14 protein-coding genes and 2 pseudogenes are annotated in these 16,204 nt (G+C 30.7%); 11 read left to right on the top strand and 5 right to left on the bottom strand.

What is annotated here, in order from left to right:
- Positions 1 to 1,016 precede the first annotated feature (1,016 nt).
- Positions 1,017 to 1,352 (top strand): hypothetical protein, encoded by a 336-nt coding sequence (locus ACXY7N_RS17065; RefSeq protein ID WP_033660013.1) that lies wholly within the window; start codon positions 1,017 to 1,019, stop codon positions 1,350 to 1,352.
- A 486-nt stretch (positions 1,353 to 1,838) separates the two neighbouring features.
- Here ACXY7N_RS17065 and ACXY7N_RS17060 read toward each other — a convergent pair whose 3' ends face one another.
- The 3 genes from ACXY7N_RS17060 to ACXY7N_RS17050 all read right to left on the bottom strand — a co-directional run bounded on the left by ACXY7N_RS17060 (position 1,839) and on the right by ACXY7N_RS17050 (position 4,211).
- Positions 1,839 to 2,213, bottom strand: a complete 375-nt coding sequence (locus ACXY7N_RS17060) for a hypothetical protein (protein WP_488592499.1) — start codon at positions 2,211 to 2,213, stop codon at positions 1,839 to 1,841.
- Between the two features lie 721 nt (positions 2,214 to 2,934).
- The gene (locus tag ACXY7N_RS17055; RefSeq protein WP_016090048.1) at positions 2,935 to 3,096 is read right to left on the bottom strand and encodes a transcriptional regulator; all 162 of its coding nucleotides are present in this window, start codon (positions 3,094 to 3,096) and stop codon (positions 2,935 to 2,937) included.
- Complete coding sequence (locus ACXY7N_RS17050) at positions 3,096 to 4,211, bottom strand: response regulator aspartate phosphatase (RefSeq protein ID WP_088083746.1); 1,116 nt, start codon at positions 4,209 to 4,211, stop codon at positions 3,096 to 3,098. Before ACXY7N_RS17050 ends, ACXY7N_RS17055 begins: the two co-directional genes overlap by 1 nt.
- Positions 4,212 to 4,705: 494 nt before the next feature.
- Between ACXY7N_RS17050 and ACXY7N_RS17045 the strand changes: the two genes are divergently transcribed.
- The gene (locus ACXY7N_RS17045; RefSeq protein ID WP_016090050.1) at positions 4,706 to 4,906 is read left to right on the top strand and encodes a PrpF domain-containing protein; all 201 of its coding nucleotides are present in this window, start codon (positions 4,706 to 4,708) and stop codon (positions 4,904 to 4,906) included.
- 196 nt (positions 4,907 to 5,102) lie between these two features.
- On the opposite strand, the pseudogene ACXY7N_RS17040 reads toward ACXY7N_RS17045, so the two are convergent.
- Positions 5,103 to 5,474, bottom strand: a pseudogene (locus ACXY7N_RS17040) (hypothetical protein).
- Between the two features lie 280 nt (positions 5,475 to 5,754).
- Complete coding sequence (locus ACXY7N_RS17035; RefSeq protein ID WP_016090053.1) at positions 5,755 to 6,744, bottom strand: LacI family DNA-binding transcriptional regulator; 990 nt, start codon at positions 6,742 to 6,744, stop codon at positions 5,755 to 5,757.
- Positions 6,745 to 6,842: 98 nt separating this feature from the next.
- Between ACXY7N_RS17035 and ACXY7N_RS17030 the strand changes: the two genes are divergently transcribed.
- The 9 genes and pseudogenes from ACXY7N_RS17030 to ACXY7N_RS16990 all read left to right on the top strand — a co-directional run bounded on the left by ACXY7N_RS17030 (position 6,843) and on the right by ACXY7N_RS16990 (position 16,188).
- A complete protein-coding gene (locus ACXY7N_RS17030) occupies positions 6,843 to 8,168 on the top strand; it encodes a DegT/DnrJ/EryC1/StrS aminotransferase family protein (RefSeq protein WP_488592498.1) in 1,326 nt (441 codons plus the stop codon).
- Positions 8,155 to 9,015, top strand: coding sequence for an HAD-IIB family hydrolase (locus tag ACXY7N_RS17025; protein WP_016136287.1), 861 nt, complete (start codon positions 8,155 to 8,157; stop codon positions 9,013 to 9,015). Before ACXY7N_RS17030 ends, ACXY7N_RS17025 begins: the two co-directional genes overlap by 14 nt.
- Positions 9,016 to 9,032: 17 nt before the next feature.
- A complete protein-coding gene (locus tag ACXY7N_RS17020) occupies positions 9,033 to 10,082 on the top strand; it encodes a Gfo/Idh/MocA family protein (protein ID WP_016090056.1) in 1,050 nt (349 codons plus the stop codon).
- 74 nt (positions 10,083 to 10,156) lie between these two features.
- Entirely contained in the window at positions 10,157 to 11,359 is a 1,203-nt protein-coding gene (locus ACXY7N_RS17015) for an MFS transporter (RefSeq protein ID WP_488592497.1), read from the top strand.
- A gap of 303 nt (positions 11,360 to 11,662) precedes the next feature.
- Positions 11,663 to 11,875, top strand: coding sequence for a DUF2164 family protein (locus ACXY7N_RS17010; RefSeq protein ID WP_016090058.1), 213 nt, complete (start codon positions 11,663 to 11,665; stop codon positions 11,873 to 11,875).
- A gap of 596 nt (positions 11,876 to 12,471) precedes the next feature.
- On the top strand, positions 12,472 to 13,059 hold the full coding sequence (locus ACXY7N_RS17005; protein WP_016090059.1) for a TetR/AcrR family transcriptional regulator: 588 nt from the start codon (positions 12,472 to 12,474) through the stop codon (positions 13,057 to 13,059).
- Positions 13,060 to 13,067: 8 nt separating this feature from the next.
- Positions 13,068 to 13,712, top strand: a complete 645-nt coding sequence (locus tag ACXY7N_RS17000; protein ID WP_080118251.1) for an HXXEE domain-containing protein — start codon at positions 13,068 to 13,070, stop codon at positions 13,710 to 13,712.
- Between the two features lie 309 nt (positions 13,713 to 14,021).
- A pseudogene (locus ACXY7N_RS16995) lies at positions 14,022 to 14,347 on the top strand (GntR family transcriptional regulator).
- A 641-nt stretch (positions 14,348 to 14,988) separates the two neighbouring features.
- The gene (locus tag ACXY7N_RS16990) at positions 14,989 to 16,188 is read left to right on the top strand and encodes an FAD/NAD(P)-binding oxidoreductase (RefSeq protein ID WP_016090062.1); all 1,200 of its coding nucleotides are present in this window, start codon (positions 14,989 to 14,991) and stop codon (positions 16,186 to 16,188) included.
- Positions 16,189 to 16,204 lie beyond the last annotated feature (16 nt).

Genomic DNA, 16,204 nt, shown 5'->3' with positions numbered 1-16,204 from the left:
TAAATAAAGACCCTGTAAAAAAATACAGGGTCGGATACAGGGTTAAGGGAACGCATAGTTTCTTAAAAACATAATAGCATATATATTTTGTGTAGCTATATGAAGATTTTGACAAAATTAAGAACAAGACAGAAAATCTTTGAGAAATCAAATATAGTGGTGGAAATATGATTAGGAAGTGAACTATTTACATGTTAATATAGATGAAACCTTTTGAGCACCGTGATCAAAAGGGCATTGAATTAGAGGTTTAGGTTAGTGAGATAATTAATCTTCCTGAAAAAGAAAAATATTTTTTTAGATTAAAAGAAGAAAAGATACCTTTTGGGTGTCTTTTCTTTTGGTATACAGCTCACATATTGTTGAATTAGATATGAAACCATAATTCGACTATGAAATAAACAACATAAGAAATTTTAACATAATCTAGACTGAACAGAATATGTAATAGTGCATTTTTAGTCTTCAATTACTATATTGGATATAGAAAATCAGTATAAATAAAAAGGGCATGCAGTCGTATCTGCCGCCCTTTTTAGGAGGAATTTAAGACACCAATAGGACACGTATTGGTAAAAAGGCTTAAAAATAGTATATGTAAAAAGAAAAAGTCCTATACCAAAAGTGGATTGAGCTTTATCTTTTTTACTTATTCAAAAATCAAATCCCGCTCTTTTTAAAATTGGTACAGCAAACATATAGTTTGGAATGGAATCAGAAAAAGTATACATGAAAATGGCAGACAACAATTTTGTCGCCTGCCGGTGCCAAGGGACTGAATGAGTTAGTCAATTCCTATAAATTCCTACCCCATTACCAGAAGAGTGAAGCCGCTAGTTCAAACGGCTTCACTCTAGTTTGCCTGATAAAGAAAAAATTATGAGTGAAAATTTTGTTTGCTCTATATGAAAAGATAAATAGATATTCATCAGACAAGGATAATACAGCATACCTTGAATAGGGGGGAGGAACGAATTAAGGAAAAGAATGTGATTAAGGAAGGGACTGAATCAGGAGTGGGAATTTCGGACAGGATTTGGGGAGCCGTGATTGCCTTGGGCATTGCGACTAATATCGTTGCTTGTATAATGGCAGTATACATTCAAAAATACGAGCTAATGATAAACTACCTTACAAATATTTTATTTTTAATAATTATAGCGATAACGTATATTAAGATGAAAATTAACAAGTGGGTGGCGTTAGGATTTACGTTAGTTGTAATGGAAAAAGGTATTAAGGCAGGTTATGATTTCTACACACATGATTACTATGGTGTCAGTTGGAGTTTAGCTATCATTGTCTATTGCATATACGAGATGAAAAATTATTATGTTGAAACAAATAAATAGCCGCAAAAAAATAAGGGTTAGTAGGCGGAATTCTTGTTAAAGTGTACAATTTTTTTACCAATGATATTACGGTCCTGTTTTTTACTTCAATAGCATAAAAAAAGACGCCATAAGGCGCCCCCAAATTGGGTAAACGAGGTTTTAGTTTTCCAATCTAAAGAAATTATGTATCAGCTCACAATGAGAGTATATCATAATATACAATCAAAAAAATATGCATTATTACATATATGAGTTTAATAAAAGTAAGATGGGAGTAAATCAAAATAATATAAAAAAGACACTACAGGAGTGTCTTTTTTGAGAAAATACTCTATAATTAACTTTGGGGAAGGTAATGTTAGAGTATATATTTAGCATTATCTTTATATTTGATAAACCATGAAATCAAAAGATTTTGTGGTTTATTTTTTGAACAATAGATATTCCATTATTGGCAGTGAGCTATTGATCATTATAAGCATTTAAAGAGGTAGGATTAAAAATCTAACATCGAATAACGGTTCCAGAATATAGCGTTACGAAATGATTTCCCATATCCAAAACGGTACTTGCCTGTATATAGCCCTTAAAACCTTCTGAAGAATAATAAATTTCTTTTGGTATACTTTCTTTAGATTGGAAATGTGTTTTAGAGTATTTTACATAATGGTTTTTAATAACTTTTGATTCTGGAACAATAGTGTTTTTTTGTTCCAATGTTTGCCTAGCACTAGAAGGTGGTATGAATTTTTGAGTGTCTTGGTAATTATGATCTAAGGTGTCAGCCTGTACACTGTGTGACCACACAAAGACGCTTAAACTACTTCCCACAATTAATGTTGCAAATGCTAACTTTGAGACTTTCGTTAATCTAATCATTTTATAATCTCCTTTTCATTATTTTGTAAGGTACCTCCTTACACCTCACAGTCTATATCCACTACATAAGGGTGTACATACATATTGATAGACAAAATTCTACAAAATACCTCGTGTTTTTTGGTTTGTGTATAATAATTCAATATTTGATAATTTATCAGAAGTAAAAATGTAGGCCTTATATAAATGAAAATGAATAATTTATGCAGTGCTTGTATATAAAATTATTGTTCAAATATTCTAAAATGAGTTGATAAAGATGGTGTGGTATTATTAGATAATAATTGATTCGATAGGTTGGATTTGAAAAGTGAATTCTCTTTTTGAGCTTATATTACTTAAAATAACTAAAGAATAAGTACAAGCACATAATTAAAATAAAAAAAGTGAGAAAAATGATAAACATTCTTCTCACTTTCATCAATTAGGGTGGCATATACAAAAATATGCGTTTAAGAGGATTTTTGGATGAAAAATCCACATACATAGTATAACAAAATATTTAAGGCACTTTGCATGTAATATTGCATATGAAGAGTTTGTAGATATAATAGTTAGTCAATTTCTATTATTTAACGGATTTTTCGGAGAGTGCTCCTGTCTTAAGAGAGTGCAGGTGGATAGGGGAGAGATGAATTTTGGTTTGGTGTAGCCAAAAAGAACTATTCATATTTTGATATGTAAAGACCCTCCATTTGGAGGGTCTTTACATACACTTATATTAAGTTTGTTGTGGTGCACCACCATGATCGCCAACACTATATGTAGGAGCAGGGTAATGTCCATGAGTAGCAAACTGATCCGCTTTAAAAAATGGAGAAATTCCCACCGTTAGAATCCCAATAAAAGCAATACCTGATAATAATAGGCTGATTTTTTTCATTATTTTAACACTCCTTTTTCGATTGATTTTCGTCTTGCTTGGTAACAAATTTGGAAATAATCACTTACCTTTTGATGGTTCTCTAATTGTCTACATTTTGTGGCAAATAATTCAGCGTATTCGACAACATATTCCCATAATTCTTCTTCCTCAAAGTATAAGATTCCTTCTTGGATGATTTTTTCTAATTCTTCCAATGGAATATTTTCGTTTAATCTTTTTAAAATAGAGAAGTGGTGTGTGTATTCTTCGTTTTGAATTCCTCTGCAAATCTGTAATCCCTTATCAATGAGTTTGCTAGCTGCTGATTGTTGTCCTAATTTATAATGCTCCTTAGCTTGTAGGAAGATAGCCTTGAAGTGTGTAGGGATTTTCTCTGTTACTTCTGAAAGATGACGAATAGCTAACGTAGACATACTTTGATCAGAATACAGCCATCCTAAAGTACTTTTTACGAATAACAAGGAATCTTCTTCCTCATTCTTTTGTAGTAATTCAATTGCATAATGCAGATATTCTTCTGCTTGTTCGTACTGCTTTAAATAGATACAGCAACCTCCTAGCAAACTATTACAAAAGGCTGTTTTTACTTCATAACCTTCATACTTCGAAAAGATTTCTCTCGATTTATTTGCGTATTCGATAGAAGCTAGCATGTTATAGGTATGGTGATAAAAAGTAGCAATTCTATAGTAGAATTCAGCGTGTTCAATTTCATCTGGAATTTTTACTAATATCTTTTCTGCCAGTTTATAATGTTCCTCTGCTTCAGAAAAACTTGATATAAAAGTGGAATGAATGGATTTAAAAAAGTGATAATAGAAGCGCAGAAAATGGTCTGTAGGCATATCATAATCACTAATAGCGTCAAAACTATCATGTTGAATACCGAGGCTATCTGTTAAGACCGTGTAACGAAATTCAAGTAGTGAGTAATACAGTAACAAATTTTGATCCTGATGTTTTTGATTCGACTCAATGCTTAACTTATTAATTTTTTCATCAATTTTCTTTTTCAGATTAGTAGCTTTTATAACTTGTTGAGATAGCATAGATCGATACCAGTCGTTCAATAGAGAGGTTAATTCTTCATTTCTCTTTAATGAAACACTCATTATATACTCCCCCATCCTATAGAAATATCCTAATCCAATTTAATTGTAACTATCATAGCAAAATAGAAGGGAAAATGAAGTGATTTTACATTTTTTTCAATAATATTCAGAAAACAATCAATTGTTGTCGAATGTGCTTATAATTTAAGTTATTTGTTTGGTAAATGTGATCAATTTAATATGATTAACATTCAGAATAATCAATATTTTGTTTATACACAGTATTCGATTAATTATTTTTTACTTTATTGTTAGAATAGAGATACCAAATGATAGGGGTTTATTAACGTAATTTACAATTAAACCTTTTCAAGGATTTTATTTACAAATAAGGGAGAAAAAAGATTTCAAACTAATATATTTTTCTTTGATTAGATTAGTTGACAAAATAATAAAACATATATTTTTTATTTTGTATATAAAGAATAAAAGTTTTATATTGTGAAGTATAGAAGGGAGATGCTTATAAATGAAAATACCTTGTTTTATCATGCGTGGAGGAACGTCAAAAGGCTTCTTTTTTAGATAAAGATTTGCCTTCCAATCAATCTATTAGAGATGAGATTATTTTAAAAGCATTAGGGGCAGGGAATGCAAGAGGTGTTGATGGAATGGGTACATTAGATCCTTTATCAAATAAAATTGCGATTATTCGGGCGTCTACTACACCAGGGATAGATATCGATTATACTTAGGAATCCCTCACTTCTAAACGAAGTGAAAGTGGGGGTAGTTCAAAATAATGAGAAAGAATCAAAGTTATGATGTATTGAAAGAAAAGAGAAAAGAGCGTATTAATTTTCCGAACCAGGGTTAAATGTCAAAGGTTCGAAATAATCTTCTAAACCTTGAAATAACAGGTAAAAATAATAAGCACTCACGTAGAAGTGCTTATTCAAATTCGATTTCTGTTTTACCATCTGATGTGAAGTATCTTATGGTTGTTTTGTCGTATTCTTGCAAGCCACTTTGCGCAACGGCGTCTTTTAACTTTGTTCTCGTTCTGTAGCCGAAAACATATAAGACATACAAGTTATTTTCTTTATTTAATTCAACCGCTGTTACAGTACCACCGAAATATTCTATAATCTCTTTGGTTCTACGTTCAATACTTTTCGTCATTCTTGTCTGCTCATCTTATGGTTGTTCTGTTTTCACCGTTGTTTGTTGTGTTTTTGGCTGCTCCTTTTGAACCATTTCTTTTTCGCCGCAAGCTGCTAACATTACAACTGATAAACCAACTACTAATACTGATTTCATCATCTAAATCCTCCTAATGCTAATATATAAACATTATCATATAATGAAATTTCTTGCTGAATATGGAGCGACATGTAATGCTTGTCGTGGGTATGAATTATGTGATGTCACCTATTGTAACAGTTAAAATGTTAGTGCTTATCTTTCTTAATAACATTATATATATGGCTTCGTGAAAAGCATTTTAATGGATTGTTTTAGCTTAATATAAAAAGAGGACGCATTATTATTTACGTCCTCTTTTTATATATTAGATAAATTTAAGCAAAAACTTTTATTTTAATTATGTAGATTCACGAATAATTAAGTTAGTAGGATATTCAATAATTTTACGTTTAATAGATTCATCTGTATTTATATATAGTAGTATCTCGTTAACGGTTCGTTTACTCAGTTTAACAATTGGAATATCAATAGTACTAATTGTTGGGGATGTAACTGTACAAATTAATTGATTGTCATAACCACAAACAGCTAAGTCAGTTGGAATAGAATACCCTTTAATAGTAGCTCCTTTAATGACTCCAGCAGCAACTTGATCATTTCCTGTAAATAGTGCAGTAGGTTTATCTTTTAATTTATCTAGCTTCTCAAAAATTCTAAACCCATCATTAATAGTAATTGCATCTCCAAATAGCCATTTTTTATTGAATGGTAATTGTTTCTCTTTTAAGGCATGCAGATAACCTTGTTGGCGTTTTAATTGTGCTTGACTATTAAGAGAATCAAAACAAAAGCCAATTTTTTTATGACCTTTGCTTATTAAATGTTTAACAGCTTTGTATCCAGCTTCAAATTCATCGTAACAAATTATCGGAATAGGTGCATTTTCCTCATACTCATTACAAAGTATTATGGGCCCATATGCTAAATAATGCTCTATATTTTCCCAACTATTTTCTAGGGATGCGAGAATTACACCATCTACAGCCTTATTCTTTAGTAAGGAAAGTAATTCAAGTTCAATTTTTTTCTCATAAAAAGTCTGATAAATTAGCAATTTGTAATTATGCTTTAATAATTCTTTAGAAATTTCTCTAGCTAATTTTCCGAAAAAGGGATGATCTATATTGGGAATTGATAGTGCAATGGTTTGTGTCTTATTTATCCTAAGATTCCTTGCAATAGAACTAGGAGTATAGTTGAATTCTTGCATTACTTTTATTATTTTCTCACGTTTTTCTGAATTTACATAAGGATGATTATTTAGAACTCTTGAAACCGTAGCATTTGATACATTACATAATTTAGCTATTTCATTAATTGTTACCATAGAGAAACCCTCCGTAAAAAATATGTTGACATGTAATCGATAACATAAAATATAGTCTACTCATGATTTTCAAAATAATTTCTTAGAGGTGATTTAACGTGAAAACTCTTACTACAATTTCTGGACATAGTAAAGACAATTTAGCTTTATTAAAGTGCCTACAGGGGGAAACAAAAGAAAAAGAATTTGAAATTAGTAATATATTACCGAATCACAAGATGAAAGAGAAATTATTTAGGGAAAACAAATTGAAAATAGATATTGATATAGAAAAAGATATTTTCAATTATAGCAGAAAAAATATACAGAAAATAGAATTTATGCCAGTTAATCGGTTGATTTCTCAAGATGAGGTTGAAAAAATTATAGGGGTTTTAAAAGATGTTTTACCGACAGGTCAATTCACAAGTGGACCATTTTCAAAAAAACTAGAAGAAGTAATCGGAAGTTATTTAAATAAAAAGTTTGTAATTGCAACAAGTAGTGGTACAGATGCTCTTATGGTGTCATTGTTATCTATTGGTATCCAGCCGGGGGATGAAGTAATTATGCCAGCTAATAGTTTTGCTGCTACAGAAAATGCTGTGTTAGCAGTCGGAGCAAAACCTATATTTGTAGATATAGATCAGAAGAGTTATTGTATTGATCCGTCTAAAATCGAAGAAGCTATAACCCAAAAAACTAAATGCATTTTGCCTGTACATTTGTATGGAAAACAATGTGAAATGAAAAAAATTCGTGAAATCGCGGATATATATCAATTAAGAGTTATTGAAGATGCATGTCAAGCTATTGGTTCTTCAAATCTTGGAGAATATGGAGATATTATTGTTCTTAGTTTTAATCCATATAAAAATTTTGGTGTATGTGGTAAGGCAGGTGCAATAGTTACCGATAATGAAACTCTTGCAATACGTTGCAATCAATATAGTTATCATGGATTTGAAATTGATAAAAAAAATAAAAAGATATTAGACTTTGGATTCAATTCTAAAATTGATAATTTGCAAGCAGCTATTGGTTTGGAAAGAATTAAGTACTTATCATACAACAATTTAAAAAGAGCGTATTTAGCTCAACGATATATACGTGATTTAAAGGAATTAGAGGATAGAGAATTAATTAAGTTACCTAAGATGACAGAAGATAATGTCTGGCACCTTTTTCCGATTAGAGTTGAAAATGGAAGAAGAGACGAGTTGAAAAATAAATTGTACCAATTGTACAACATTGAAACAGATATTTATTATTCGGTATTATCTCATAAACAAAATACTAAGTGGGTAAAGGAAAATGATTTACAAAAAAATATATTAAATACAGAGCAAGTTCATAAAGAAATATTACATTTACCTTTACACCCAAACATGATGTTAGAAGAGCAAAATTTCGTTTTGGAGGGATTATTCAATGTCAATAAATAATGAAGTTTTAAAGTCTTTAAATTTTGGAAGACTACCACAGGTTAAAAAGCCTAAATATGTAGTTTTCTGTGATTTTGATGAAACTTATTATCCTCATAACATGGATGATTCTAAAAGAAGTAATATGAAATTGTTAGAAAAGTATTTGTATGAACACGGAAGTAAAGGGGATATAGTAATTGGTTGGGTAACGGGAAGTAGTTTAGAATCAATTGCTGAAAAAATGAAAAAGGGTGGTATTCAGTATTTCCCTCATTTTGTGGCGAGTGGATTAGGTACAGAAATAACGTACTTTGATAGTAATGGGACTACTATAGATGATCAAATTTGGGAAGGGAGAATTATAGAGGGTGGTTTTGATTCTTCAAAGATTGAAAGAATTCTTAAATTGCTAGAAATAAAATATGAAATTTTTTTAAGACCTCAGACGCAATTAGGAAGTTCTAAGTACAAATTTAATTTTTATTATGAAGAGCAAAATGAATTTATTGATGCAAAGAATTTAGAGAAGATAGAAGAAATCGGAGAAATATTCCAAGTTGGAGTTAATATTAACAAATGTAATCCATTAGCTGGGGATCCAGAAAATTGCTATGATGTAGATTTTATTCCACTTGGAACAGGTAAAGATGAGATAGTGAAATTTATTTTAGACAAGTACGAACTAGATAAAACAAATGCAATAGCTTTTGGAGATAGTGGGAATGATTTAAGAATGCTACAAGCTGTAAGGCATGGTTATTTAGTAGAAAATGCAACAGAAGAGGCTAAAAAAATACACTCAATGTTAGCTCAAGGTGAATACTCGATTGGAATTTTAAATACTCTAAAGCACATTATTAATTAAAAGGGGATGTTCATATAATGAATATTGGAATTATAGGTGCAGGAAGTATTGCAAGAGCTCATTCTAGAGCATTATCAACTGTTGATAATTGTAAATTAGTTGGAGTGTATGATGTTAATTATGAGAATGCCGATAAATTGATAGGGGATTTTGGTGGGAAGGTTTTTAATAGCTATGAAGAGTTACTAGAAGTAGTTGATGGGGTAATAATATCTTCCCCGAATTTTTGTCATAAATCTCAAGCTGTTCAAGCGTTATTAAAAAACAAACATGTGTTATGTGAAAAGCCAATGGCAATCTCTTGTGAAGAAGCAAAATATATGATGACAATAGCAAAAAATACTAATTTAGTCGCTTCAATGGGGTTTAACTATCGCTACTTATCCTATGTTAAGGCTTTAAAACAATTAATTCAAAATGAAGAATTAGGGGAAATAGTAGTGATAAGATTGCATTTTAAAAAGAATAGCGCTTTTAGGAGAACTTCGTTTACTTGGCGAGATGATTTTCAAAGTAATAAAACTAGTGGGGCCTTGGGAGATTTGGGGATCCATCTAATAGACTTACTATGGTTTTTGTTCGAGAGTGATTTTAGAGAGGATACCGTTCGTACTAAAATTAAAACAAATGTTAAGGAAAAAGAAAGCAAACCAGTATTTGTTGATGACTATGCTGAGGTGTATGGCCAATTGAACAATAAGGTTTTTGTTAATATTACAACATCTAAAAGTTCGTTTCTTGACGATTGTGGTTTTAGTATAGAGGTAATAGGTACGAAGAAAGAATATAAGTATTCTTCTAAAGAGCCAAATAAGTATGTACTCTTTGATGGATTGGAAAAACATGAAATCCCATTATCATTACCTTTACTAGTCGATCCAGAAAATGAGATTTTTGAATGGTCTGATTCTTTTAGAAGTGAAATTATAGAATGGGCAAAGGCTGCGGAAGGTGGCCCTAAAAAGTCTGTAGCAACATTTGAAGATGGATTTCGTTCACAAGTTATATTGGATATGTTTTTTGATAAAAGCAGTAGTAATAAAGAACAATCTGTAGCAACTATTTAGTTTTATGGTAAAAACAGGGGTTTAGAACATTTACTTAAATCCCTGTTTTTATTTTGGATTGGAGTTGAGAAAAGATGCGGTTAATGTTTTATTATGGTTGCTTGTTTTATTTTATTGTAGGAATAATACATGTTTGCATAGGTAGTTTAATTCCTTCATTAATACAATATTATGGAAGAACCCCTGATCAATTAGGTGTTTTAATATTTTTTCAATTCACAGGTTTTTTATTCGGTGTTCTAAGTTCACCCATACTAGTAAGAAAGTATCATTATTTTAAAACAATAACATTAGGTGTTTTAGTAATGTCTATCGTTCTAGGAGGTTTTATATATATTAAAGAATGGGCATATTTAGCCGTTATTTGCTTTGTATTAGGCTATGGAGCAGGTTTGTTAGAAACTACGGTGGGTTCCTTTATTATTTCAGCAGAAAGGAATAGTGCTGCTAAATTTAGCATTCTCGAAGTATGGTTTGGGGTTGGGGCGCTAGGGTTTCCGTTACTAGTTAATTATATTATAAAATTTTATGAATGGTATTTTATTCTTTATGGGATATTACTATTCTTTATTTTTACACTATTTGTTTGGTACATGTTTGGACGTACAAAATTTCTAAATTTTTCTCCTCAAAATAATGAAAAGGGAGGAGCATCCCTTTCCTCATTTACTCTAAAATTTAAAAGTGAAAAGATTACAGTTATATTATTTATTTCACTTTTTGCATTCTTATATGCAGGCATAGAAACTAATCTTGCAAATTTTTTATCTACAATAATGATTCTTACCAATAATGAATTAATCAGTTCAGTAAGTATATCTTGTTTTTGGCTAGCAATAGTTATAGGAAGATTACTTGTAGGTAAGCTAGCCCATAAATTTAATTATTGGACATACATTACATATAGTTGCTTTACATTAGTGATTCTTTTATCTCTATTTCCCTTTGTTCGAGGTACAGGTATGTATTTGTTTATCATCTTTATTATTGGTTTAGTCATAGCGGGTGTTTTTCCAATAACATTAATCCTAGCTTCCCGTATTATGGAAAATAATATTGATCAAGTGACTAGTCTATTTATTGCATCGGCTAGTTTAGGGGGGGCATTAGTATCTTTCCTAATTAGCTGGAGTCTATCATTAAATACTATCACTGTTACTTTTGGGATATTTTCTCTTTTTGCATTTAGTCTAGGTTGTATTATTTTAAAAATGAGGAAAATTTCAACTTACAGTAATGAAAGTACCAAAAAAATAGAAAGTATGAAAAATTTATAGAAAAAATTTTTCATAATGTGAAAAAGGTAATATTATGTGGAATCTCTAAAAAAATTGATAAAGTTAAAAATTCCGTATTTGGGCTTTGTTTTATATATTGTAATGTGTAATATAGAAATCAGAGTTACTTCAAAAATAAAAATGATATGCAACAGTGAACAGTTTTCAGGTGATTGAATGTCATGATATGAAAAGAATGCCTTGTTGTATATACAATAAGGTGGTAAAGAACATATTTTCATAAGTAATAAAAAGTTATTTTAATTAGCTTTTAAGATTAATCTAAGAGGGGTTTGTTATCGAATGGAGATAAAGATTAGTAAAAAGGATAAGATTGATATCTCTAAAAAATTAAAGCCTTTTTTAGCTGAACAGTATTCACTGGAATTGGGTGAATACATAAGCTATGAGTTACTTGAATTCATAATAAAGGAATTAAATCCACATTTTAATCAAGTTACTAAGGATAGGTTGGAAATGTTGTTAAAGAATATAGAGAAAGATATATACAGTTAATGGACTTTAAATGACGATTGAAAAACTAAGATATCATTTTAGATATCTTCATACGCAGTAAGAATAAAATAAATAATGCGTTACAAAACACCCATCAAATTTTATTAATTATAAAGGATGGGTGTTTATTTTATCATTTTAGCCAAGGTGAGGGCGTCCTTTGAAAGGAGCTTTTTTTTATTTTATTATTAATAATTTCATGTACCGTAATTATTAATAATAAAATAAAAATATTCAACAAGGGGATTCAGTCCAAGCTAGGTCACAGTAATACATTAGTTACCAAAAAATATGATGCATAAAAAAATTATGTTCATCTTTTTTCTTAGAAAGGAAAAATAATCTTATTTTATATATTTGTTTACACTACAGTTCAATTATTAAAATTACCGAATGCTCACATTATTGAGGGACTAGAAAACAACAAAGACGTTCTCAGATGTATATATGAACTTTTAATAACAAAGATAAAAAAAGAATAGGTAATCGGAAATGTCGAAAGGATTAAATTGATATTAAAAATTGAAGGTGATACCATAAATTTAAACAACGTTTAAAACGTTGTTTAATTGATAAATATTAGAGGAGGAGATAAGTTGAAGGGAAATGAAAACATATCTACGAAAGAAAAGATTTTAAATACAACATTGGAGTTAATTAAAGAAAAAGGCTTCGAAAGTGTAACAATAAGAAAAATTGCGGCATTGTCAGATACTAATATTGCGCTTGTAAATTACCATTTTGGCTCAAAGGAGAAGTTGATTAGCGAAACAATTAAAGTCCTATTAATTAGCTTTCAAGGCACTTTTTCTATTTTAGATGATATTAAAGTGCCAGTGAAAGAAAGATTAAAAATATTTTTACTTGATTATGTACTAGTAATTCGGCAATACCCTGAGTTAGTTAGGAAAATTATTGCAATGGGAACTACGGTATTTACATCTCAATACGAATATGGAGATTTTTTGAAGAGTCTTGGTTTTAGTAAAGTGAAGAATACTTTGAGTGAAATAACAAATGAAACGGATCAGGAAATTTTAATGATTATGACAGTGCAAATATTCGGATCCGTTTTTCTTCCAGCATTAATGATGCCAATTCTTGAATCAGGGGCAGATATAAAAATACTGCCTGTAGAAAAACAAATTGATTTCCTATTTGAACGCTATTTTTATAAAAATTGAGATAGTGGGTGGTAGAGATGATTAGTTTTTTTAGAAAACACTGGTGTGATGTAGGGTTAGTAATGGCTATTGCTGTCGTAGGTTGTTTAGTCGCAAATTTTGGAGAAATGAGTGAAATAAAAGTACTGTTAGCGTTAAGTTTTGTAGCCATTTTAGTGCATCAATTTGAAGAGTATCGTTGGCCAGGTTATTTCGCTGGTCTGTTTAATGTAGTTATATTTAAAAGTGATATACCAGATCGTTATCCATTAAATACGCAATCTGCTATGGTAATAAATATTTTGATTGCGTATGTTTTTTATTTACTTCCGGTTTTCTTTCCAAATATTATATGGCTTGGATTGGCACCTATTTTAATGGGATTTTTTCAATTCATATGGCATGGTATTTTTGCGAATATAAAAGCAAAAACAATATACAACCCAGGATTAGGTGCGGTTGTATTACTACATGTTCCGATTGGTTATGCATATATGAGATATGTTCTTTTACACAATTTAGCTACAAATTTGGATTGGATATTAGGTTTAATCTATTTTCTAGTAGCTACCTATTTTTTAATTATAAAAGGAAATATGTTACTGAAAAGTAAGGAGACAATTCATTACTTTTCAAAAAAGCAATTAGGTCCGTACAATGATGCATTTAAGTGATTCAGAAGGGATTTTGGGTGCTGAAGAGAGTGCAAGTGATTAAAAAAAGAAAGGTACGTAGGCGCCTTTCTTTTTTTGAAGGAGATTTTTGTATTTTGGCTAGCGCAACATTGCTATCAAGCTAACTAGACAAAATACCCCCTAAAATAAAAAAGATGTTATTTTTTCTGAGAAATCATAGGAAAGGATAACGTCTTTTTCTTAATATGATGGTATTCTATATGAAAAATTAACATTGTTCAAAATGTATATATTGTGCATAGTGTGTATTATGTGTTCATAAGCATATAAGACGCAAGGAGTTGAATCATGAGAATCTTACTATCTAATAAGTCTAAGTCTCCTATTTATCAACAAATCATTGACCAAATTATATTACAAGTATCAAATGGGACATTGAAAGAAGATGATGCATTACCTTCCATGCGTTCATTAGTTAGAGACTTGAAGGTATGTGTTATTACTTCAAAAAGAGCATACGAAGAACTTGAAAAAGCAGGTTACATCTACTCTATAGTGGGGAAAGGCTCCTTTGTTGCCAAAAAACAAAAAAGCAACAAGTAGATGAACCAAGTGATCCAATACGTGAAAAGTTCAGTACAATCGTTCGAGAGAGTAAGGCTAATTATTTATAAACGCACTGATTTTTAGGGGTCTTGTTTAGCAGAAGTATAGAATACCTAATGAGTAACTGTTATACAGATGTGCTCTTAAACGCTGTGGTGCTACTCAATCGCTATCAAACTAATAAAACAAAGTTCTCCCTAAAAATGAAAAAATGCGCTCAAACAAATATAACACCTTAGCATTACATTCTGAATAGGGGACAGCCACATGCCCATCAACTTAAGAAATCCATTGTTCCCCAAAAAGAAAAAAATGACCTGAATTCTCATAAATAATGGTTGTAGATATATATAATTTTTGTTTTAGGGATACCTCAAAGTATTAGCTTAATAAGAATAATCCTTAGCCTCCTTTAGATAAAAAAGGGGCTTTTTTACATATAAAATCACATGGGTTTTTAAGGATAGCTTTGAGCGTAGAGAGAAACTGTAATAAAAACCAGATGGGGTAAAGACTAGTATTGAAAAATATAAAAGATGGAAGTAGCAAAGGGGATTTACGCATAAAGTAATATTGATGGTAAAATTAACGAAATTTTCATTTTAATCAAATAAATGCATTGTGTTTTTAACTTATAATAATGTTACTACGATGAAAATATGGCTACTAATTAGTTATTTTAAAATCAATTTTAGATAGGAAGAGGATAATGAAGACCAGAGAAAGTTATAAAATTGTTGTAATTGGTGCTGGGACTGCTGGAATATCTTCTACAGCACATTTGTTACGAAATGTACCCCTATTGAAAGACAGTATTGCAATTATTGATCCATCAAAAAAACATTATTTCCAACCACTATGGAGTTTAGTGGGGGGAGGAATTGTTTCAAAGGAAAGTACGATGCGTGATCAAGAATTACTTATTCCAAAAGGAGCAACGTGGATACCTAAAAGTGTTGTTAAGTTGTTTCCGGATGAAAATAAGCTACTTTTAGATGATGGACTGCTGCTTGAGTATGAAATTCTTATTGTAGCAGCTGGTATACAAATAAATTGGGACGGTATTAAAGGCTTAAAGGAGTCTATTGGCACTAATGGGGTTTGTAGCAATTACTCTTATAAATATGTTGATTCTACTTGGAAAGAAATTGAAAAATTTAAAGGAGGAAATGCGGTGTTTACCCACCCCAATACTCCTATTAAATGCGGTGGTGCTCCACAAAAGATTATGTATTTAGCAGAAGAGTATTTTTCTAATAGCGGTGTAAGAAACAAAAGTGAAGTAATGTTTTATACCGCGAACGCTAACATATTTCAGGTTCCGCGATATGCTAATACATTAGAACAAGTACTTGAAAGAAAGCAAATTATAACAAATTATCATAAAAACTTAGTAGAAATTATTGCTGAAAAGAAAGAAGCAATTTTTGAAGATACGCAAACACTGAAAAGAGAAACAGTACCGTATAGTATGATCCATGTTGTTCCACCAATGGGGCCACCTAGTTTTATTAAAGAGAGTGAGATAAGTGATTCTCAGGGATGGGTAGATATAAGCCCTTATACTTTGCAGCATGTAAAGTATAAGAATATTTTCGGACTTGGAGATTGTACCAATTTACCAACCTCTAAAACTGGAGCGGCAATTCGAAAACAAATACCTGTCTTAAAACAAAATATTATGGACGTACTTAACGGAAGAGACTTGCACGCTAAATATGATGGATATACATCCTGTCCGATTGTTACAGGTTATAAAAGTCTTATACTCGCTGAATTTAACTATGATCATGAACCTCAAGAAACGTTTCCGTTTAATCAAGCGAAAGAACGGTATAGTATGTTTTTACTTAAAAGATATATGCTGCCGTATATGTATTGGAATTTTATGTTGAAAGGGCTGCTATAAGGGAAGATAGAAAGCG

It is taken from the genome of Bacillus sp. 5w2, from assembly GCF_054353775.1.
The sequence above is the reverse complement of the archived record's forward strand: the minus strand, read 5'-3'. Positions and strand labels throughout refer to the sequence as shown.